The organism is Dictyobacter sp. Z7_2, assembly GCF_057551105.1.
The window spans coordinates 2,997,514-3,018,918 of sequence record NZ_BAAJPE010000001.1; the positions used below are offsets into that span (position 1 = coordinate 2,997,514).

Annotated in this window: 17 protein-coding genes; 12 read left to right on the top strand and 5 right to left on the bottom strand. The window is 49.3% G+C overall.

What is annotated here, in order from left to right; all coding sequences use genetic code 11:
- The first annotated feature begins 33 nt into the window (after window positions 1-33).
- Complete coding sequence (locus tag AC27N8_RS11925) at window positions 34-810, top strand: class I SAM-dependent methyltransferase (protein WP_487067211.1); 777 nt, start codon at window positions 34-36, stop codon at window positions 808-810.
- 56 nt (window positions 811-866) lie between these two features.
- On the opposite strand, the gene AC27N8_RS11930 is transcribed toward AC27N8_RS11925, so the two are convergent.
- Window positions 867-1,844 carry a lytic transglycosylase domain-containing protein gene (locus AC27N8_RS11930; RefSeq protein WP_487067213.1) on the bottom strand — a complete coding sequence of 326 codons (978 nt, stop codon included), beginning with the start codon at window positions 1,842-1,844 and terminating at the stop codon, window positions 867-869.
- Window positions 1,845-2,196: 352 nt separating this feature from the next.
- On the opposite strand from AC27N8_RS11930, the gene AC27N8_RS11935 reads away from it, so the two are divergent.
- The 3 genes from AC27N8_RS11935 (at window position 2,197) to rho (ending at window position 7,199) form a co-directional block, all read left to right on the top strand.
- Window positions 2,197-2,817, top strand: coding sequence for a hypothetical protein (locus tag AC27N8_RS11935; RefSeq protein ID WP_487067215.1), 621 nt, complete (start codon window positions 2,197-2,199; stop codon window positions 2,815-2,817).
- A gap of 832 nt (window positions 2,818-3,649) precedes the next feature.
- Entirely contained in the window at window positions 3,650-5,506 is a 1,857-nt protein-coding gene (locus tag AC27N8_RS11940; RefSeq protein ID WP_487067217.1) for a WD40 repeat domain-containing serine/threonine protein kinase, read from the top strand.
- Between the two features lie 454 nt (window positions 5,507-5,960).
- Window positions 5,961-7,199: a transcription termination factor Rho gene (rho, locus tag AC27N8_RS11945; RefSeq protein ID WP_487067219.1), complete on the top strand. Its 1,239-nt coding sequence runs from the start codon at window positions 5,961-5,963 to the stop codon at window positions 7,197-7,199.
- Between the two features lie 197 nt (window positions 7,200-7,396).
- Here the strand turns inward: rho and AC27N8_RS11950 are convergent, their stop codons facing one another.
- Window positions 7,397-7,720, bottom strand: coding sequence for a nuclear transport factor 2 family protein (locus AC27N8_RS11950; RefSeq protein ID WP_487067221.1), 324 nt, complete (start codon window positions 7,718-7,720; stop codon window positions 7,397-7,399).
- 150 nt (window positions 7,721-7,870) lie between these two features.
- On the opposite strand from AC27N8_RS11950, the gene AC27N8_RS11955 reads away from it, so the two are divergent.
- The 3 genes from AC27N8_RS11955 (at window position 7,871) to ilvD (ending at window position 11,592) form a co-directional block, all read left to right on the top strand.
- Complete coding sequence (locus AC27N8_RS11955; RefSeq protein WP_487067223.1) at window positions 7,871-8,755, top strand: tetratricopeptide repeat protein; 885 nt, start codon at window positions 7,871-7,873, stop codon at window positions 8,753-8,755.
- 14 nt (window positions 8,756-8,769) lie between these two features.
- Complete coding sequence (locus tag AC27N8_RS11960; RefSeq protein WP_487067225.1) at window positions 8,770-9,564, top strand: class I SAM-dependent methyltransferase; 795 nt, start codon at window positions 8,770-8,772, stop codon at window positions 9,562-9,564.
- 348 nt (window positions 9,565-9,912) lie between these two features.
- Complete coding sequence (gene ilvD, locus AC27N8_RS11965; RefSeq protein WP_487067227.1) at window positions 9,913-11,592, top strand: dihydroxy-acid dehydratase; 1,680 nt, start codon at window positions 9,913-9,915, stop codon at window positions 11,590-11,592.
- Between the two features lie 219 nt (window positions 11,593-11,811).
- Here ilvD and AC27N8_RS11970 read toward each other — a convergent pair whose 3' ends face one another.
- Together AC27N8_RS11970 and AC27N8_RS11975 are read right to left on the bottom strand one after the other, a co-directional pair.
- Entirely contained in the window at window positions 11,812-13,419 is a 1,608-nt protein-coding gene (locus tag AC27N8_RS11970; RefSeq protein ID WP_487067229.1) for an FAD-dependent monooxygenase, read from the bottom strand.
- Between the two features lie 146 nt (window positions 13,420-13,565).
- Window positions 13,566-16,691, bottom strand: coding sequence for a winged helix-turn-helix domain-containing protein (locus tag AC27N8_RS11975; protein WP_487067231.1), 3,126 nt, complete (start codon window positions 16,689-16,691; stop codon window positions 13,566-13,568).
- Between the two features lie 228 nt (window positions 16,692-16,919).
- On the opposite strand from AC27N8_RS11975, the gene AC27N8_RS11980 reads away from it, so the two are divergent.
- Window positions 16,920-17,372: a hypothetical protein gene (locus AC27N8_RS11980; protein ID WP_487067233.1), complete on the top strand. Its 453-nt coding sequence runs from the start codon at window positions 16,920-16,922 to the stop codon at window positions 17,370-17,372.
- Window positions 17,373-17,388: 16 nt separating this feature from the next.
- Window positions 17,389-17,550, top strand: coding sequence for a hypothetical protein (locus tag AC27N8_RS11985; protein ID WP_487067235.1), 162 nt, complete (start codon window positions 17,389-17,391; stop codon window positions 17,548-17,550).
- A gap of 36 nt (window positions 17,551-17,586) precedes the next feature.
- On the opposite strand, the gene AC27N8_RS11990 is transcribed toward AC27N8_RS11985, so the two are convergent.
- The gene (locus tag AC27N8_RS11990; RefSeq protein ID WP_487067237.1) at window positions 17,587-18,486 is read right to left on the bottom strand and encodes a LysR family transcriptional regulator; all 900 of its coding nucleotides are present in this window, start codon (window positions 18,484-18,486) and stop codon (window positions 17,587-17,589) included.
- A gap of 143 nt (window positions 18,487-18,629) precedes the next feature.
- Between AC27N8_RS11990 and AC27N8_RS11995 the strand changes: the two genes are divergently transcribed.
- From AC27N8_RS11995 to AC27N8_RS12005, 3 genes are all read left to right on the top strand, one after another.
- On the top strand, window positions 18,630-19,040 hold the full coding sequence (locus AC27N8_RS11995) for a PPOX class F420-dependent oxidoreductase (protein WP_487067239.1): 411 nt from the start codon (window positions 18,630-18,632) through the stop codon (window positions 19,038-19,040).
- Window positions 19,041-19,074: 34 nt separating this feature from the next.
- Window positions 19,075-20,361, top strand: a complete 1,287-nt coding sequence (locus AC27N8_RS12000) for a multidrug effflux MFS transporter (RefSeq protein WP_487067241.1) — start codon at window positions 19,075-19,077, stop codon at window positions 20,359-20,361.
- Window positions 20,362-20,475: 114 nt separating this feature from the next.
- A complete protein-coding gene (locus AC27N8_RS12005) occupies window positions 20,476-21,219 on the top strand; it encodes a YjbE family putative metal transport protein (RefSeq protein WP_487067243.1) in 744 nt (247 codons plus the stop codon).
- Window positions 21,220-21,405: the final 186 nt, after the last annotated feature.

The window sequence follows — 21,405 nt, forward strand, 5'->3', positions numbered from 1 at the left end:
TTGTGTTTTGATGAAAGAAGGGAGTCTGGTTGTATGAGTTTTTCTGGTTGGGATCAGATGGCGGAATGGTGGGATGAAAAGCTTGGCGATGAGGGAGATCTGTGGCATCGGGCATTGATTGATCCTCCGTTACTTCGTCTGGTTGGTGAGGTGAATGGATTACACATACTGGATCTTGCCTGTGGAAATGGTTATATGAGTCGCCGTTGGGCCAGGCAAGGAGCCATAGTTACCGCTGTTGATCGTAATGAACCAATTATTGAGCGGATTCGTGCTCGGGAAGCGCAGGAGTCTTTGGGTGTTGTTTACCATGTATCTGATGCTGCTCGCTTAGAAGTACTGGCAGACAACTCGTTTGATCTGGTTGTGTGTAATATGGCGCTGATGGATATTGAGAACGCCGCAGAAGCTATCCATGAGGTTGCTCGTGTGCTTCGTTCACAGGGACGCTTCATTGCAAGCTTATCTCATCCGTGTTTCGATAAAGTGGAAACTTCCGGATGGGATATTGAGAGCATCTATCCAAAGACGACCATCTGGCGCAAAATGAGCCACTATCGTGAGATAGATGCTACCGAACTGCCCTGGATGAACGTAGGGGATAAAGTCGTTTACACCACTGCTCATCATCGCCCTTTGTCGTGGTATTTTCGTGCCTTGCGAGCCGCCGGACTGTTAGTTGGTGCTCTTGAAGAACCAGAGCCCACTGAAGAATTTCTGGAGCAATCAGATCAGGGTCCTTGGATTGCTGAAGTCCCTCTTCATTGTGTGCTGGAAGCCTGGAAGGTTGGCGAAAATTTTAATTTGTAAGTGACATGATGAACTGGCTTGTGCCAAAGATCCGCGCTATAGTTTATATCCAGTAATCAATCCATGATTTCGTGGATATAATTTTGTGTGCTGGTTGGCAATTGCTCAAGCCAATTGGCCCCTCCAGTCTGCTCTGCCTCCTCGACACGTTCCGATCCAAGGTTGTAGGCTGCCAGCGCTTTGGCATAGTCGTTGCCAAATTGGTGCGTGAGATTTGCCATCATCTGGGCGGCCGCTTTGAGCGAGGCTAGCGGGTCTGTGGGATCTATCCCCAGGCCGCTGGCTGTCTCTGGCATGAATTGAGCGATGCCTGTGGCTCCCGAAGGCGCCTGGGCATCTGGATTAAAGCCGCTTTCTAGCTGGATCTGTCGGACAAAATAATCTGGATTGATCCCGACTTTTTTTGCGTCTGAACGGGCAATGGCGATGTATTCATTTTTTGTCATTTGTTTTGATGTTGGCGTTGGTGTTATCGGTGGCGTTGTTTGTGTCTGTACTGGCGTGGAAGCCGTTTGAGCCGGTATGGGGAGCGATGTTGCTTGCTGATCTGGTAGGGTGGTAGGTTCTGGCTGCATGGCTTGTTGTGACGGTGCTTGTGTTGCTGCTACTTGTGGCGTCGTAGGATTATGGGCGGGTTGTTTCTCTGTATTACTTTGTGTGGGTTGGGTGATAATGGTGCTGGTGATGACTGAATGAGCCTTTTCCTGTTCGTAACGTATGATTGAGACGAATGACAAAAGTAAGAGGCTACATGTGGCTCCCAGAGCAATCTTATGGCGTATGCGCTGCGTATGCCTTTTTATAGGAACTGCTGGCGATGATAAGCGGGGAGCTGGCTTGTCTGCTACTGCGGTATATCTTTCGTTCGTCATGCTTCTGCGCCGTTGGCGTGCTGCTTCGGATTGTGGCGTGGATCTATCCTGAATTCTTGCGGCATAGGCGTCCTGATCGTGCAGGTGCAAGGAGTGTAAATATACTTCTCTGGTTTCTCGCGTCGAAAAATCCTGTTCTTGATCGTTTAAATGATGTGTCAAACGTGCTCCTTCCGCGTCATCATGGTCCACATATTGAGGGCCGTCTTCTCTCCATTGAGAATCTCTGATTGTGTTTACTTTGTAGGTGTATATTTATCAACTAGTTCCTAGAACGTTTCTCTTATGATTTAGTATAGCACACGTAGTTTGAGCCACTGTATTTATACGAGAGAATCATGGCCCAGATGTAATATGCTCCACTCTGAATAATCTCTACTATTTATCGGTGATTGTTTTAATGGTTGAGGTTGGTAAGATGATGCATATGGTGTTATATTTGAACTGTATTTCTCCTTTAAGAAGGGAACTTTAAGAGAATATCATTTTTGGATTTTATGATGAAGGATGAGACATGTCATATCAACAATCAGCTCTTCCAGCAGGATGGCTTGAGGCTGCCAGGCAGTTGGAACGAGCGCAAGATGCTTTGGGGAGACCGATCGATGCGGGCATTATGGAGCTGGCAATTGCATTGAATGTGCTTGGTGTCGTGACGAGCTCTTCTTGTGAAGGGCATCTTGATCATGGGCATGCTGCTCCCTGGGTCGATTTTCATGCCGTTGGTACTGAAGATATACGTCGACGAGCTTCAGAGGCGAATCAGCGCTATCGGGAGGCTGAGGAGAGTGGCGCTGCTCGTGACGTACTGAATCAACTGAATAGTGAGATGTTTCGTCTGGCTCACGAGGAGAACGTTGCTTATTATCGGGGTTCATGGAAGGTACATCAAGCTCTAGAGGCCTTTTATAGCGTGCATCAGGCCTCATATGACGAGCAACTGTACCTGCATAATGATAGTTTTGGACATAGTCGCCTTCAGATGAATGGGAGCGACTATCAACCGCAACGCTCCAGGGAGGAGCAGGCAGCAAAGCTTGCACGCTACCAGCAAGAGATGCAGAGCTTTGCTGCTTTTTTGAAAGGTGGTTATTTGCTTCAATTACCTGACGTGGAAGGAGTTTCTCCGCAATAAATAGTCCGGGTCTTGTGGTATTTGAAGAGAAGATGCTATACAACTTTTGGTGAGTCATAGTGCATATGTGTATGTATATATGTTTTCTTGTGGGATTTATGATATACTCTGACAAGAAAAAGTGCTTTTGTTGACCTTGTTGCGTGAAAGAGATTCGCCATGCTGGAAGATAATCAGGAACATAAGATACAAGTTGTGACTGTCTCGTGGGCGAGGAATCCTACATTGCGTAAGGTTTTAATTGTTATCTGGCATCTTCTGATTTTGGCAGCTATTACACTGGTCATTCTGTTCTGGCGCTCATCATTTTATCTTATTGGGTGCGAGGGGGATTTTTCCAGGATGATGGAAAAGATTGTTATCTTATTCTTCGTGCTTTTCTTAACGAGCCCGCTCTTTGAAGTCTTAAGACAACGCTTATTTCCTAAGACTTCAGCTCCCAGAATGTAGTAGCTCTGTGTCTTTAACGCTTCGCCTCTGTAAAAGAGAAAACTGAGCGACTTTGTCTGCGTCCTTTCCGTTTTGTGATGTGCTTTACAGACATTCTTACACTTTTGTGGTGTACTTTACAGACATCCTTACACTGGCCCAGAGATTGCGTATTATTTATCAGGCACTGGTCCCAACATGACTTAGAGGTATCTCTAACTTCTAGATCAATAGCACAAAATGTCTGTTAATAGTGCATTCGCCGATTTTTATGCGATAATTACCCAAAACGAAGCAGGACTGGCTATACTCAGCGGTATTCTGTGTTCAGGCAGAAATTCTCTCCCTGGTAAGGGGTGGTAGTATCGCAATGTGGGAGTAAAAAAAGGCAGGAATAATTTGTATGAACGATCGATTAAGACAGAACCTTGGTAATTATCAACTCCTTCAACTGATAGGGCAAGGAGGCTATGCCGAGGTCTATCTGGCGCAGCATAAGTATTTGAAGAAAAAGGTTGCTGTCAAGGTTTTATCTGGCCGGCTCACAGCCCATGATGTCAAAGACTTTTTACGCGAAGCCCAAATCGTGGCTGCGTTTAATCATCCCCATATTTTATCAGTGTTTGATTTTGGGATGGCAAATATTTATACCCCGTTTCTGGTAATGCAGTACGCTGCACGAGGAACGTTACGCAATCGTTACGATACAGGTGTGCAGGTGCCTCTGCCAACTGTCACAACCTACGTTAGATATATGGCTGAAGCTTTGCAATATGCGCACGATGCTCGCATTATTCATCGCGATGTGAAGCCTGAGAATATGTTGCTGGATGAGCGTGATAATTTGCTCCTGAGCGATTTTGGTATTGCATCGGTGATCTATAACTCTGCATCTGTCGATACCACAGATAATACAGGAACGCCTCATTATATGGCTCCAGAGCAGTTCCGAGGCAAGCCAGTAGTAGCGAGCGATCAGTATGCGCTGGCGATTGTTGTTTATGAATGGTTATGTGGGGTGCGTCCATTTCATGGGAATAACCATGCGCTGGCCTATCAGCATCGAGACGCCATCCCTTCACCTTTGCGTCATTACAATCCCTTGATTCCTGCCGAGTTGGAGGCAGTCATATTTCGGGCACTGGCGAAAGATCCCAGGCAACGTTTCCCGCGTATTTTAGATTTTGCACAAGCTTTTGAGCAAGCGGCGCAGGCCCCAATTAATTATTCCTCGCCGCATTTAGCGGTTCCCGTTGTCCAGGCAGTAGTGAGGAAAACACCTACGATCTCGGCACCACTTTCACCAACGTTTACCTCGCCTAAAGCGGGAGGGCCATCGGTAGGAACAACCCTGGTAATTGGAGAAGGGCATACTGATTTAGTTCAGTCGGTGACGTGGTCGCCGGATGGCACACGTGTTGCCTCGGCTGGGGCGGATAAAACGATGAAAGTCTGGAATGTCGTAAACAGTGAAAATCCCTTACTCTTTTCGATCAGGTTGTCCAATGAGGTTCAATCGGTGGCCTGGTCGCCGGATGGCAATCGTCTGGCCTCAGCTGATCGAGGAAGGTTAGTACAGGTATGGGATACGCAACGTGGCGTTCTCTTACAGACGTACACCTGTCGCTCTGATCGAGTAGATGCGGTGGCCTGGTCACCAGATGGCATGCAGATTGCCTCTGTGAGCGATGGAGCCGTCCAGATATGGGATATCCAGGTGGGAGGATATCCACGCCTGATTTTGAAGAGTGATCAGTATAGCGCTTTTGCGGTGGCCTGGTCGCCGGATGGGAAGCGGATCGCTGCTGGCAGCAACAATCATACGATTCACGTCTGGAATACGCAAAAAGAAGGTCGTCCCACGCTGACCTTTGTTGGACCTCCCAATCGAACATCCTTGCGCGATGGTATGCATAATTATGTGCAAGCCATCTCCTGGTCGCCAGATGGAACGCGCATCGCTTCCGGCAGTGGTGACGGCATGGTCTACATTTGGGATGCCTTTCATGAAAGAGATCCCTTGCTCAGCTATATGGGTCACTATGAGAATGTAGATTCAGTGGCCTGGGCTCCTGATGGGAGGCGCATTGCTTCATCTGGCTGGTCGTTGAGCAAGAGTAGTATGGTGCATGTGTGGGATGCTCAAAAAGGTGGCAGTCCGCTCACTGGTCGTTTCGGCTCAAATCACGTAGTGTGGTCTCCGGATGGAAATAGGTTCGCGTCGGCTTCACAGAATGCTGTGGAAGTCTGGCAAATCTAAGCCCGGTATATATCGTGTCTATGTATGAATGTCAGGAAGTCATACTCATCCATGCTCCCAGTATCAATGTCCCAGGAGCAGACCTTCAAAGAGGAAGTCATTCTTGGGATGAATGCTGGTGATCTGTCTGTTTTTTCGCCAGAAAAACGTGATTGGGAATAGAGCAAGCATCCTGATTGTTCATATAGATGAAGAAATTGATAATCTCTTGACCTGGTGGTTACAGACCGGTTATATCAATAATGCGAATGTTGTTTAAGCTACAATTGCTACTCCATCACGCTTACTTCTGCATACATGGGGATATGTGTTTACGCATGTACCCTATAACCTTCCTCTCAATCTTCTACCCATAACAATCTGTTTCATCGAAAGGAGATGGGGACAGTTTCAGATCCTGTGACCCCTATCATTTAATCCTATGAAAAATACTCAGTCAATGATGTATACTGCGATGCCTGCCTCTGAAGAACAGGTTCGTCCAAATCGTCCAAATTTCCAGCGTAATTCTACCAACATTGAGGGAAATATGATGAATGTGCCTTCGTCACCTGTCATTCCGGATCAAGAGCTGGCAATGCCCGGTTCAGGCGTGCTCGATATCGTCGAAGACGGCTATGGCTTCTTGCGCTCGGAGCGTTATCTACCCGGCTCCAAAGATGTCTATGTCTCGCTTTCGCAGATTCGCCGCTTCGGATTACGGCAAGGTGATTTTATCGGTGGTCAGATTCGACCTCCCAAGGAGCGTGAACAGTATGCTGGCCTGCTCCGTGTCGAAAACGTCAACGAACGTAGTGTTGAATCCATCCGCCTCCGTCCCCATTTTGAAGCTCTCACTCCCATCTTCCCACACGAAATGCTAAGTTTGGAGAGCGATCCAAGTAATCTATCGTGCCGTTTAATGAATCTGGTCTCCCCTATCGGACGTGGACAGCGCGGCCTGATTGTTGCTCCACCAAAGGCCGGAAAAACGATCTTATTGAAAGCGATCGCCAACGCTATCTCGCAGAACTATCCAGACGTGCATGTCATCATCGCCCTGATTGGCGAGCGCCCGGAAGAAGTCACCGACTTCCAACGCGCCGTACATGGAGAAGTTATCAGCTCGACCTTTGACGAGCCAGCTTTTACCCACACCCATATCGCCGAAATGGTGCTGGAGCGCTCCAAGCGGCTGGTCGAAGAAGGGAAAGATGTCGTCGTACTCCTCGATAGTCTCACCCGTTTATCTCGCGCCTACAACCTGACCGTCGAATCGAGCGGACGTAGTCTGTCTGGAGGTCTTGATCCCAGCGCCATGAGTATGCCGAAACGCTTCTTTGGGGCCGCTCGCAAACTGGAAGAGGGCGGAAGCCTGACGATCATCGCTACCGCATTGATCGAGACCGGAAGCCGCATGGATGACGTCATCTATGAAGAGCTCAAAGGAACCGGCAACATGGAACTGGTCCTGAGTCGCAAACTGGCCGAGCGTCGTCTCTTCCCGGCTATCGACATAGGACTCTCTGGTACACGTCGTGAGGAGCTTCTCTATGATCCTCAGACCTATCACGCCGTCGTCATGATGCGCCGCATGTTTGCACAACTCTCCGAGCAGCAGGGTCAGGATGCTTTAGAAGCCTTGCTCCAACAGCTTGGCAAAGCATCTGATAACAAAGAATTTCTGGCCACCCTGCTCAAACGAGCCGCCTAAGAGTGTTGCTCGCGTACGATGTCCCGTAACCCGTACGCGAGCAACACTCTTAGGTAAAGGAAGTACACGTAGTACTCTGTAAAAGGTCATCGCGCCGATGTCGCATTGAAAACGCGATCCCAATGAGGTGAGCATTGACGCCTTGGGCGAAGGTTTTTATTTCCTATCTTTACAGTATTTTACGCGAGTGTATGACGCTACTCGATGAGGAGGCGCTCGATCAGGTTGTTGCGCAGTGTAAATGTGAAGGTGGCGGGTCCGTTATAGCCACCGTGAGAATGGACATGTCCTTCCACAATTGTGCCCTCTTTATTCTTTTCAGCCTCTAAATGGAAGCGCATCTGCACGCCGAACGTTTCTCGCTGCGCCCAGCTTCTGATCTCCTGGATGCCGGTATAGGTTGAGACATCGACAACCGCCGCATCTGGAGCAAACAGAGCCATAAAATCTTCAAGTTTTCCCTCGTTTATCGCATCCAAAGTACTTCGTACTATTGAAGAATGAAGCGCTGATGTATCCATGTGTTTTTTCTCCATTACGATTATCTCAAGACATTTCTCCTTTCCATTTTAGTCTTACGCAGACGGAATGAGCAAGTGACTGGAGGAGACTGTTCCTCATTTCTTTTGACCTGGATATGTTACTGTAATGGCAGTTACGGAGAACTATGTATGCCACAACTCGATTTTGATGCATTATGGGATTATCAACATCCCGATCAGACAGAAGCCGCATTTCGTCGGCTGCTTCCACAGGCAGAGAGCACACATGATCGCTTGTATTACTTGCAGTTGCTCACGCAGATCGCACGCGCTCAAGGATTACAAAGACAATTTGCGGAGGCAAATATAACTCTCGATCGTGTAAAGGAAGAATTAGGGAATGAACAAGCTCTGCCAACTATTCGCTATCTTTTGGAGAGAGGACGGGTCTTTAACTCTTCAGATCAGGCTGGTGAGGCAATGATCTGGTTTCAGCAAGCCTGGGATCTTGCTCGGACACAGGAAGCTGAGGCATTCTTTGCTGTTGATGCCGCTCACATGTTGGCGATTGCTGCCAGTTCTTTTGAGGAAAAATTACGCTGGAATCAGATCGCTCTCCAGCACGCAGAAGCCTCGTCTGACGAGCAGGCGCGTGGATGGTGTGGATCATTGTACAATAATTTAGGTTGGATGTATCATGAGCAGGGCGACTATGCGGTTGCACTGGATTATTTCCAGAAAGCCCTCCAATGGCAGCTGGAGCATGGTACAGCGATCAGGATACGGATTGCTCGTTGGTGCGTGGGTCGAACTTTACGCTCCTTGCAGCGTACGACGGAGGCGCTGGCCCTCCAACAGGAACTTCTGGTAGAATGGGAGCAGAGTGATGAGGAACAGGAAGGGTATGTCTCCGAGGAAATCGCTGAATGTCTATTTGCCTTAGGACGAATAGCCGAGAGTCGCCCATATTTTGCGCAAGCCTATGCTCTGTTGAGCCAGGATCGCTGGCTAGTAGCTGAGGAGAAGGAAAGGCTAGATCGTCTGAAACAGTTGGGCGAGATGTCGGAAAGCTAAAAGGATTTTGTTTGATGGAGTCAAAGCCTGATTATTTAAGCGAGCAGCACGCGATGGCATTTCAAGATGTCAGTGTGGCTGCGAGTTATTCGCTGCGTCCATCCTATCCAGCGGCGACCTTTGATCTTTTGGAGGCCCTGATACGGGATGAGCCGCGCTATGTGCTTGATGTTGGTTGCGGTATTGGTTATCTGGCACGCTCTTTGGTGGAGCGTGTTGGGCGCGTTGATGCTGTGGATTTTTCTCAGGCGATGCTTGATTATGCTCGTGGTCTACCTCATGGAGATGATCCCCGCTTGCGCTGGATACAGGGTCGGGCTGAAGATGTCCCTTTAGATCCTCTTTATGCTTTGATTACGGCGGGCGAGAGTCTGCATTGGATGGATTGGTATCAGGTTTTGCCTCGCTTCGCTTCTCTATTGACGCCTCATGGTTTGCTTGCCATCGTGAGTCTCGGTATAGAGCCTCATCCCTTTGCTAATGAGCTACATGAGGTCATTGATCGCTATACGACGAATCGAGATTTTAAGGGCTACGATATAGTGTCTGAACTTGAGCAGCGTCACCTTTTTTTGCCTCTTGGTGAACGCGTAACCGATTTTGTTTCTGTAACGCAATCAATTGAGCAGTATGTTGAGTCGTATCATGCGCGTAGCGGCTTTTCACGCGATAGAATGGGTCTAGAGAGAGCCAATGCCTTTGATCATGAGGCGACAGATATCTTGCAAAAATCCCATTCAGATGGCTTGGTCACTTTTCGTGTCCGTGGTATTGTTAGCTGGGGTCGACCGCAAAGTCTGGCTCTCTAAACAGGAACGTCTTGTTGTGTGGCCTTTTCTGAATGAAGACTGCCTTTGTTATAGTTAAAGGATGCGAGAAAGCTCAGCAAGGACAAGCTTGTCCAGGTGGAATTATCTCCACTTGGATAGATGCACGCCTGTGCTATACTTGAGTCTTGTAGGGATCTTTTTGAGGAGCACATATGGTTATGAAGCTTGTGAGACAGATTATCCTCAAATAAGATGCTATTAAAAGCAATCGTCACGCCATGTTTTTTCCTCAAAAAGATCCTCGCCGTATATATTTATCTTCTATATCTTTTGTCAGGTCGACGTTGGGCAGGATGCGTTCCTTTCTGCTGGCGTCAAGGAGGCGCAATGCGTTCAGATCAGATTAAGCTCGGCTTCGAGCGTGCTCCTCACCGTGGTTTGTTGCGTGCAACCGGTGTTGTCGGTGAGAATGATTTCAATAAGCCCTTTATCGCAGTCTGTAATTCCTATGTGGATGTGGTGCCAGGACATGTGCATTTGCAGGCTTTTGGGAAGCTGGTGAAGGAGGCTATTCGGGCTGCTGGTGGTGTCCCGTTTGAGTTCAATACGATTGGTGTTGATGATGGCATTGCTATGGGCCATATCGGGATGAAGTATTCTCTTCCGAGTCGTGAGCTGATCGCTGATTGTGTCGAGACTATGATTGAGGCTCATCGCTTTGATGGTATGGTTTGTATCCCGAACTGCGATAAGATTGTTCCCGGTATGCTGATGGCTGCGATGCGTCTGGACATCCCAACTATTTTTGTGAGTGGTGGTCCTATGGCGGCCGGGAAGCTATCTGATGGGAGTAGCTCTGACCTGATTCGTATTTTTGAGGGTGTCGGAGCCTATCAGGCGGGCAAGATTACTGACGAGCAGTTGCTTGAACTGGAACAGAAGAGCTGTCCTTCCTGTGGCTCGTGCTCCGGCATGTTCACTGCCAACTCGATGAACTGCCTGATGGAGGCGATGGGATTGGCTCTGCCAGGCAATGGCTCCAGGCTGGCGAATAGTGAGGGACGTGTTGAACTGGCACGACAGGCTGGTCGTCAGATTCTCGAACTGATTAAAGCAGATCTGACGCCGCGCAAGATCGTGAATCAGGAGAGTATCGATAATGCCTTCGCTCTGGATATGGCTATGGGTGGATCTACCAATACGGTCCTGCATACGCTGGCTCTGTCCAATGAGGGCGGTGTTGAGTATTCGCTTGAGCGGATCAATCGTGTCGCCGAGCGGACACCGCATCTGTGTAAGGTCAGTCCCGCTGGATCGTGGCATATGGAGGATGTGGATCGCGCTGGCGGTATCGGAGCTATCCTCAAAGAGCTATCGAGGAAAGAAGGCACGATCAATATGGATCGTCCTACGGTGACTCTCAAGACGCTTGGAGAGAATATCGCTGACGCCGAAATTAAAGATCCCGAAGTTATCCACTCGCTTGAGAATCCCTACAACGAGCGCGGCGGATTGGCAGTCCTGTTTGGCAATCTGGCCCCCGAAGGCGCGGTTGTGAAAGTCGCGGCCGTCGCTCCTGAGATGATGAAGCATACTGGTCCTGCTCGCATCTACAACTCACAGGAGGAAGCCTGCGCTGGTATTCTCAACGGTCATGTCAAAGCCGGCGACGTCGTCGTGATCCGCTACGAGGGTCCGCGTGGTGGCCCCGGTATGCAGGAGATGCTGGCTCCAACGGCGAATATTATGGGGATGGGATTGGGCGATAAGGTTGCTTTGATCACCGATGGTCGCTTCTCGGGTGGCACACGTGGAGCCTGTATCGGTCACGTCTCACCGGAAGCGGCAGCGAATGGTCCCATCGCAGCCCTCAATGAGGGTGATATGATCCATCTTGATCTGGGTGAGCGCCGTCTGGAGGTCCAACTGACTCCCGAACAGATTGAGGAGCGTCTGAGCAAGGTGGTCCATGTGAAAGGACGTGTCAAGAGCTCGTGGCTGCGTCGCTATGCATCTCTGGTGACATCGGCGCATACAGGAGCCGTTCTGTCTGTTCCAGAAATCTAATAGTGTCAACGCTCACCGACGTAGCGGCGCGGCTCCGCCGTGCTGTCTATGACTCGTATGATCACGTTTCCCCAGGGGGTCCATTGAGAGACAGCCTCTTGGCCGAATCATACGAGCCACTGACAGCACGGCGGAGCCGCGCCGCTACGTCTGCTGGCTTAAGCTCTTTGGAGGAAACGTTTCCTTCTTTGAACAATATTGTGTGCTCAGCGTACGATGTTACTTTGTTTTGATGGCGTCTTGAGTTACAGGCAAGACCATGTCTCGCAGGTAATCGAGAATTGCTTTTGCGTCGGCATGGCTACCCGTGAGGCCAATGTATCCGTCCGGGCGGATGAGGATGATGGCGTCTCCAGTGATGCCGTAGGCGTTATGGGCATAGCTTGCGCTATCGATCAAGGTGTGCTCATCAGATGAGTTTTCGTTTGTCTGTATGACTCTGTAACTGTGTATCTGACTCTGGTACGCAGCGGGCAGAGTGGGCAGGTCCTGATTGCCAAAAGAGAGCAGTGTGAAATGTGTGCCTCGTAGCAGTTCGAAGAGTCGAACTGCTTCTTTGTTCTCTTTGAGCAGCAAGGGGGCGTCAGGGGCGCGATCACCAGCACGGATGCCCGTTGTCTCGTCTAGATCTCGCGCCAGGCTGCTTCCGCGATAGTTGACGCTTAGCTGGGTGGTATCACTGAACGGATCACTTCCCTGCATCGCCTTGCTCATATTCTGAATCCCAGATGATTTGTTAGCAGCATCGGTTTCCGTCCAGGATTGAATGCGGGCCGTGCTGGAATTGAGTACCTGTTGGGCAACGGGGAGACGCTCCTCCTGATAGGTATCAAGGAGAGTATCTGTACCTCCGGCGAGTACGTACGCGAGCTTCCAGCCAAGATTATGCGCGTCCTGAATACCCGTATTCATGCCCTGACCCCCAGCGGGCGCATGGACATGGGCGGCATCGCCAGCCAGGAAGATCCGACCAGCGCGATAGCTGTTGACCATGCGTACGTTTAGTCGATAGATGGATAGGTAGATAGGGTCGGAGAAATGAATGTCAGGATTTCCTACGCGTTCTGCGAAGACGCGCTGAAAAGTCTCCATGGTTGGATCAGGTAGCTTGCCATGTTCATCTGGTTCGATGGGCGCGGTGAAAAACCAGGTGTTGCTCAGAGGCATGGCACTGAGTGAAACTGGGCCGCTCCCTGGCTGTGCCCAGAAGTGTACGAAGTTGGGATCTACTCCACTTACGTTCAAGTTGCCGAACAACATGGTGATCTCTTCTCTGGTCTCGCCCTGAAACGAGATCTTTGCTGTTTTACGCACAATACTGTTACCACCATCGCAACCGATCAGGTAGCGTGCTTGTATCTCTTCTTTTTTACCTGCTCGTTGCACTGAGGCTATGACCTGCTCCGAGGATTGTGTAAAACCGATCAGGGGGCAATCCAATTCCACATGGTGTCCATCGTGTGCCAGCCGCTCGCGCAAGATCGTTTCGATATGCTGCTGGCTGACGAGCACGTTACCTGGATATGGTTTGGCGGGAGTTGGGTGTACAATCTGACGGGCTACCTCACTTACTAACTGGTTATGATCGTAGAAACGTGTGGGTTGAGAGGTCTCAATATAAGCTGAGAAGGGTTCTAGAACGTTTAAATCTTCGAATACTTCTTGCGTCCGTGCACTGATTCCGCGTGCGCGTGTTCCTATGGCATATTTTTGAGCCTGATCAATGATGTGAAAGGAGATGCCGCGACGAGCAAGCTCCAGAGCTAATGTCAGGCCCACTGGCCCCGCGCCAACGATTAAAACATCGGTCTGTAATGTATTGGACATTAATATATACTCCTCTTGTTTTTGTGATCATAGAATTAAAAAAGATGTAACAGTAAGGCTCTGTTAGCAGTAAGTCTATCGCGAGTGGATGAAATAGTCTTACCCACAAAGGAGCATTGCTGAGGGGTATTTATTGACCGGTGAGGTTAGAGTAGATGTAGTTCGCGTGCGCGTATTACTGCCTGTGTACGATTGGTGACCGTCAGTTTTGCAAGAAGGTGTTTGGTATGACGCTTGGCGGTATTCAGGCTGATAACCAGTTGCTCCGCTATCTGCTGATTGGTGAGCCCTTGTGCAAGGAGGGCCAGCACTTCTTGTTCGCGAGGGCTCAAAGCTTCGGGGAGCGTAGCGCCTGATACAGTTCTGGATGAGGTGTTAGCTGTAGCATGCGAGGGCCGGATGGCCGCCTGGATACGTTGAATATAACCTGATGATGCCGTTGTATACGCATCAATCTGAGTTAATAAGGAAGCCATTGGCTCCCCTTCATCGGCAAAGAGGCGGATATAACCTTCCACCTCCGCCCGAGCAAGCGCTGGCCCTAGTGTCATCAGGGCACGCTTGATCTTGCCCTGGGCGTGTAACGCCAGGGCTGTGAGTATCTGGATCTCTAGGAGCCATCCATCACAACCCATGGCTGTTGTGATGCTTTCCAATTGCTGAAGTAGGATAAGCTCTTGTGTTAACCAGGGAACCGGATGTTGTGTACGTGTGCGAGCAGCCAGTCCACGTGCCAGCGTGATATAAGCAGCGTAGTCGTTGCTCATAAGATGAAGCGTGATCTGATCATCGAAATGTATTCCTGCGATGGCCTTCTCATATATGCCGAGTTCTGGTTGTCCGCTGATGAGGGCAATGCGTGCGAGGATGATCCCAAGGAGTTTTGTCCCCTGCTCAGGCAGATATTTATCGCGTGCCAATTTGAACTCATTGTGTGAGAGCAGTTGTTGAACCTGCTCGTTGTCGTTATGTGCCAGAGCCACACGTACTTGTAGTTCCAGGCTTGACAGTGATATCAGGGGGATAGGGTAATCTAGAGCTTGATTGTGCTCGAATGCCTGTTGCGCATAAAACTCTGCTTCAGGAAGTCGGTTCCACTCATAGAGTAGTTCTGCATAGCGTTCGTTCATCATCGTGAACACGGTTGGTTGAATTGGATGATCGGGATGAGACGTTGGTGCTTGTAGCAGCGTTTTAATATACTTTCCTAGCTCTTGCAGTCTCCCCTGCGCTTCATACAGGTTGATCAGGCTAGGCAATCGGGCAAGATTCATGAGCGATGAGGAATTACTCTTCTCTGGCAGAATAGATTGCTGGAGAATTTGTTCTGCGACATCCATTTTTCCGCTCGCGCTATATGCATTTCCAAGCATGATTCTCTGGATCACGGTGATTATATTGCTTAAATCGCTTGCCTTTTCTGGGCTTGTGGGTGCTGCTGCGCTGATGAGAGAGATAACGCGTGCCATATCACCCTGGTTCATGGCTACCATGGCCTGCAAGAGCACCTGACCTTGTTGCAGTTCAGCCCAGAATGATGCGGTGTTTTGAGTATGCATGTCGGCTTGTTGATTGATCTGCTCGAAAAGTGATTGTATAACCTGTTCAGAATTGGTTGAAATGCCATTGTGTTGTAGTTTTAAGATACTTGAAGTGATAAATAGTGTGGGAGAGGTCATAATTATCTCAGGCGAGAGCTGTTTAAACCATGTACCCAGGAGTATCAGTTTCCCCTGGGCGATTAAACCTGGCAGAAGCTTCTCTACCAGAGTCGCTGCATGTGGTTGATCATCGGCGAGAAAGGCGTAGTTGCAGGCTTCTTCATCCCATTGTTGTGCTTCATACCAGCTACTGGCTCGACGATATAGTTCTGCTATGTGCTCAGACTCTCGCTCTCGTAACTGGTTTGACAATGCTTCGGCGAAGAGAGGATGATAGCGATACCATGTACCTGCTTCGTCGAGGGCGCTGATAAAGAGATTGGCTTTCCGTAGCTCGATCAACTGCTTTTTGGCATCAGTCGTCCCGAGGAGCGCGTCGCATAGTGGTGCGCAGAGCCGTTCTAACAGACTGGTATGCAGCAGAAAACGTTGTATCTCTGCTGGCTGTTGTCCCAGAATCTCTTCTTCTATGTATTCGCGCAGGAAATGATGTATTGGACCAGATTGTCTTAGAAAACGAGCCGCATCCTCATGTCCGCGTAGCGCCAGCGTGAGTAGCTGAATACCCGCAATCCATCCTTCCGTAGAGGTTGCTAGCAAATGCGTCGCTTCGTCTGAGAGTGTCAGTTCCATGTTATGTGCGAACGCAGCTGTTTCGGAAAAGGAGAAGTCCAGATCTTTGATGCCTAACTCGCAGATCTGATTGTGGGCACGCAGACGCGCCAATGCCCATGGCGGACTCGTACGCGTTCCGACAATAATATGCAGTCTGGCTGGTAAGTGTTCGAGTAGGAAGCGCATGATAGTATGGATAGTTTCTGAGGTGAGAAGCTGATAATCATCCAGTAGCAAGATAGTGTCTTGTTTGAACTGGTGTGTGATGGCGTTGATCACGCGAATCAAGATTGGTTCCCAGTCCTGAGGGTTTGTTGGCTGATAATCCTGTTCGATATTTTCAGAACGCTCCCCTGGTGGCGTAAGCGTGGCTATGAGGTAGGAGAGGAAGCGGGTAGGATCGTTCTCAGAAGCCTCAAGCGAGAGCCATCTAACCGGTAAAGAGGTTGTGATGGCCCATTCCGCCAGTAGTGTTGTCTTGCCGGAGCCTGCGGGTGCCGTAATCAGCGTGAGAGGCATCCTGACACCTTGCTCCAGTAACGTAAGCAGGTGTGGCCGCTTGATATGTTGTACTGGCAGGCGTGGAATGTGAAATTTAGTTGCCAACAAAAGGTCAGTGGGTGAATCTGTGTTGCTGGATGCTGCTGTCTCTGTAGATGATGAGGTTGTTTCATGTGACCGTATCATCAGTTCGTGGGCGGCGTTATGCAATGATTGGAGCGAGAGCTTTGTAGATGATCCGAGATAGACGCTGTAGAGCTTTCCCTGGACACGTCGTGTGGCTCGCCAATAAGCATTCCCGCGCTGGTTACCTGCACGAGTCTTATGCGCCGTAAAATGTCCCTCCTCACCATAGAAGATAAAGGAAGTAGCACTATCCAACCAGCTAAACCAGTCAGGAGAGCCAACTGTTATCGTCATGGCAGGTTGATCATCAGCTTGAACGGCGAGTATCCCACTGTGAATCGTACCTGTTATCTGAGTGCTCTGTTTCATGCGTTGCTTTCTTTTTGGACGTGGTCGATTGAAAGACCGTTCGATACCAGACAGAGTTGCCGAACATAGTATACCAATGAGACCAAAAAATCTCAAGTGAATAAGAAGTGGGAAAACAGAATTACCATGGATATTTGTATTGACAAACACGTTGCTTTCGGTTAAATTTATACTGTGTAGGATGTGATAGATGTAGTAGGGATACATATACTCTATATGGTATCTGGCATGTTTGGGCTTCGCTGTTTCGCTTTGAAACTTGCGCGGTATCAGGATCACGTTGATATTGGTTATTGTACAGCACGTAAAGGAAGTACTGAGCGTTGGGATCATGACTTGCAACAAGCAACAAGAACATGGTTGCAGCGTTATCGGTTTCCGATGCAGGAAAACATCAGGTTTTGTGAGGATCCACGAGCGAAATTGAGGCTTATTGCGTCTCAACTGGCAGTATCACCGCGTTCCTTTCTGTTAATCGACGACCTGTATGAAAAGTTGATTGTACATTTTTCTGAGTTGGCGTGTGAGGAGCGACGTCTTCTGGCTCAGCATTTTGTTTTAGGAGCTTACGGAGCGCATAAATGCTATCAATCCACTCCGTTTCGCCTGATCCCGTTGCCTGAATGGAATTGTGTGGATACATTTATCGAGGAACTTGTTGGGGTACTCAAAGCTTTATGATGAAGGAGGTGTGGTAGTGGTAGACGATGATAAGAAGAAAAAAGATGAGGGCCAGTCAGATTATATTGATAAAGTCATTTTAAACCCCCATCTTGAAAAAGAGCTGAAGGAGATAGGTAGCCCTTATAAGATCCAGGATACCCAGGTACCTGGCAAAGAAGAAAAAGATAGCCAATAGTAAAGAACACAAATTTACAAAAGGATAGTAGTATTTTCAAACAACATTCAATATGGCTTGTTCCTGTGTCCAGGACAATGCCGTTTGGATAAACAATTTTGCTCCCGGAGAGGCCGTCGTTTGGGATTTGACTGCAAGTCCGATCTGCAACGGCTTTGGCGGATCAAGTGGTAGCGCGATGACTCCGTCAAGCTTTTTGGGAAGCATCTGACGTGGAAAGAGTGTGATACCGAGCCCCTCGCGGACCATCGCAAGAATAGTGGCGCTATCGCTGGCTTGATAGCGAATATGTGGTCCGGTTCTCCCCAACTCCATCCCCGCTTTCTGCATGAGTGCCAGTGCACATTCAGTTTTTTCCATCACAAAGTCTTCAGCGCGTAGCTCTTTGGGCGCTATTGCCTTTCTGGTATGTAAAGGATGTTTGGCTGAGACGAGAACGCACATCTCGTCGGTTGTGATCGGTGTATCCTCGATGCAATGTGTGGGGAGGATTACGAATCCAACATCGATGACGCTTTTTTCGATCCAATCGCCTACCTCATGCATCGCCCCTTCAAACAGCACCACCTCTATGTCGGGATATGAAGTGCGAAAGCAGTTTAAGACGCTAGCCAGTAATCCGGGCGAGATGATGGATCTGATACTTCCCAGACGCAGCTTTCCCATAACTTCTCCATGTGCGGCTCTGGCTTCTTGTTCGATGCTTGAAGCTGATGCCAGCAGCGAGCGCACATGCGGTATGATCGTTTGTCCGACGCTGGTGAGAGCCACCATGCCTTTGCGGTTGCGTTCAATCAGGGTGATACCCAGTTCGCTTTCAAGGGCTGCCAGGGCATGGCTGACCGCCGATTGTGTCAGGTTGATGCTGTAGGCCGCTTCCGTGAAACTGCCCGTGTCGGCTAACGCTACAAAGCTTTGGAGCTGTGTAAAGTTCATATGCAGATTCCTCATAAGCTTATGATAAATATGATTTGCGTTCATTATAGCAGATCAAGTATACTCCTGGCAAGCGTAAAAATTTAAGAGCATCAATTAACTTATAACATTTATAAGTTAATAATGAAAGGAAATCGAATATTATGTCACTTATCCCGGAAGACTATCAAGATATATTGCAATCGAAAGCTATGGCATATGTGGCGACTGTTGGTCCAAAAGGAGAGCCACATGTAAGTCCTGTATTGTTTAGGTGGGATGGAACATATCTTTACTTCAGCATGGATAAAGTACGTCAGAAGTATCGTAATCTCGTACGCGAGCCTCGTATCGCGTTTGCCATCACTGACATCACCAACCCTTATCGCTCACTTGAGATTCGAGGCAAGGTCGCACGTATTGATGAAGATCTCAATTATGATGTCATCAATGCACTCTCTCAAAAGTATCTGGGCCAGGATGCGACGGCTAATTTGCGACCAGGGGAGCAGAGAGTTGTCGTTGTTGTCGAGCCAGAGCGTGTTTTTCCATTCCCGTTTCAATCAGATAAATAATAAGTGTGCCATTTCATGATTTGTGGAGATTATCATGTCAAGCAATAATACTTCGTCGGTGCAGCAGAGTGAAAAGAGGTATCCTGGCGGCCTGCCGGTTGAGGGCTCTGAGGTGCATACGACGTTGACCCGGATTCGCGTGTTTCATGTGCTTGTCCTAGGTGGATTTGGAGCGCTTGGGGCGCTGGCGACTGATATGTATGTGCCAGCTCTTCCTTCGCTCAGTCATGATCTGCATGCTAGCACATCGCAGGCACAGATGACTTTGAGCGCTTTCATTCTCGGTCTGGCGTTGGGACAGGTCATCGTTGGGCCTATCAGCGATGCGCTGGGACGACGTCGGCCTTTGTTGGTTGGAGTCGCCAGCTACGCTCTTACCGCTCTACTTTGTAACATTACGCCTTCAATTATCATGCTCATCTTGCTGCGTTTTGTGCAGGGCTTTGTCGGGTCAGTTGGCATTGCGATTGCTCTCGCGATTGCCAGCGATCTCTATGTTGGTAGCTTGCGCGTGCGTTTCTTCTCGCTACTGATGCAGATCAATGGCATCACTCCTATGCTTGCACCGATGCTTGGAGGACAGGTGCTCAGATTTACCTCCTGGCATGGCCTTTTTATCACGCTGACTCTTTATGGGACTTTCTTGTTTATCGTTACTGTATTCGGACTCGGCGAGACGCTAGACGTTTCACGTCGACGGCGTGGGGGGATCTCTGTCACATTTTCGGATTTTCGTGAGTTGCTGATAGATCGTCGTTTCATGGGGTATGCGCTTTCCTGTGGTTTTGCTTTTACGGCCACCATTGTGTATATCTCCATCTCGCCATTTATTCTCCAGGGGATCTATGGAGTCTCATCTCAACTGCTGGGTATCCTCTACGGGATAAATGGGCTGGGGATTGTGATTGCGGCGCAGATTAATACCCGGCTTATTGATCGGCTTTCGCCGCGGACACTTCTGAACTGGGGCTATTGGATTCTTGTCCTTGGTGGTCTGGGTGTGCTTGCTTCGGTCCTCACCGGGATCGGTCTCATTGGCCTGTTGCCCTCCTTCTTCCTGCTCGTATCCAGCCTTGGTCTGATCATGCCGAACGCGACCACGCTGGCACTCGCTACTACACGCGTCGCCGGAAGTGCCTCAGGCCTGCTTGGCGTGTTGCAGCTTGTGATCGGAGCGATCGTTGCTCCACTTGTTGGCCTGGGTGGCAACACGAGCGCTGTGCCGATGGCGCTCGCCATTGCCGCGTTTGGCCTGGCCAGCCTGGGGACTTTCCTCATCTTCTGTCGTCCTGCGCGGTTGAACGTTCTCAGTTCTATTTAAGCTTTCTCATAGGATTAGCTCATAGAGGCCCACTATACTTAGTCAGGAAAGATAAACATTCTGATAATAAGTATTGTGGGCCATCTATAGATGTGAAAAAAATGGAGAAGTATTGTGATAGAAATCTTGAGCGCGATTGCGGGTATCCTCTTAGTAGATTTTGTCTTGAGCGGGGATAACGCTCTTGTGATTGGCGCGGCGGCCGCCAAACTGCCGCGAAGGCAACGCTGGTTGGCTATCTTCTGGGGAGGCGCTGGCGCTGTTGTTTTACGTATCCTGTTTGCGTTTATTGCCTCCTTCTTACTGCAACTCGCCTGGATACAGGCGATTGGAGGTGTCATTCTTTTGGTCATTGCGATCCGCCTGCTGGCTGATCGGCAGCACAAAGAAGCTCCTGCGGTTGAAGGACAGGATACTGTCTCAGCCTCTGGACATGTCAAGCTGCCTCTTGTCCCCGCAGCTGCAAATGGCTTCTTTCCGGCGCTCCTGACGATCCTGGTGGCCGATGTGACGATGAGTCTGGATAATGTTCTGGCGGTTGGGGCGCTTTCCCATGGAAATTTGCTGGTGCTGGCGATCGGTATCCTGTTGAGTATTATCATTTTGCTGGTGGGGAGTGCTCTGGTGGCCGAGCTGATTAAATGGATTCCCTGGCTGCTGGATATCGCTGCTCTGGTGCTGGCCTGGACTGGTGCTTCTATGATGTTACACGATCTGCGTCTGGGCGCTATTCTGGATGATTATTCATGGACAGCGATCGTTGTACCTGCTGTTGCCTTAGGTATTGTCCTGATTGCTGATGTCTGGTTACGCTTGCGCGCTCGTCAGGTGGAGCATCATAGCCAGATTGCGTCGTAGGTGGCTCCCCTTCAATGGGGAGTTCACTGCCTGCGTGAGTGCTCCTTTTTGGAAACGCTGAAACACTTAGTTTCATCTCAGTTTCTTCACAGTGCTAACTCATATGGGGGCTGTATGCTTTGAATATGAGGAGAGCGTTGTAGGGACAATCTTTTAATTCTTTGCTGATTGCATAGAGATATGTGT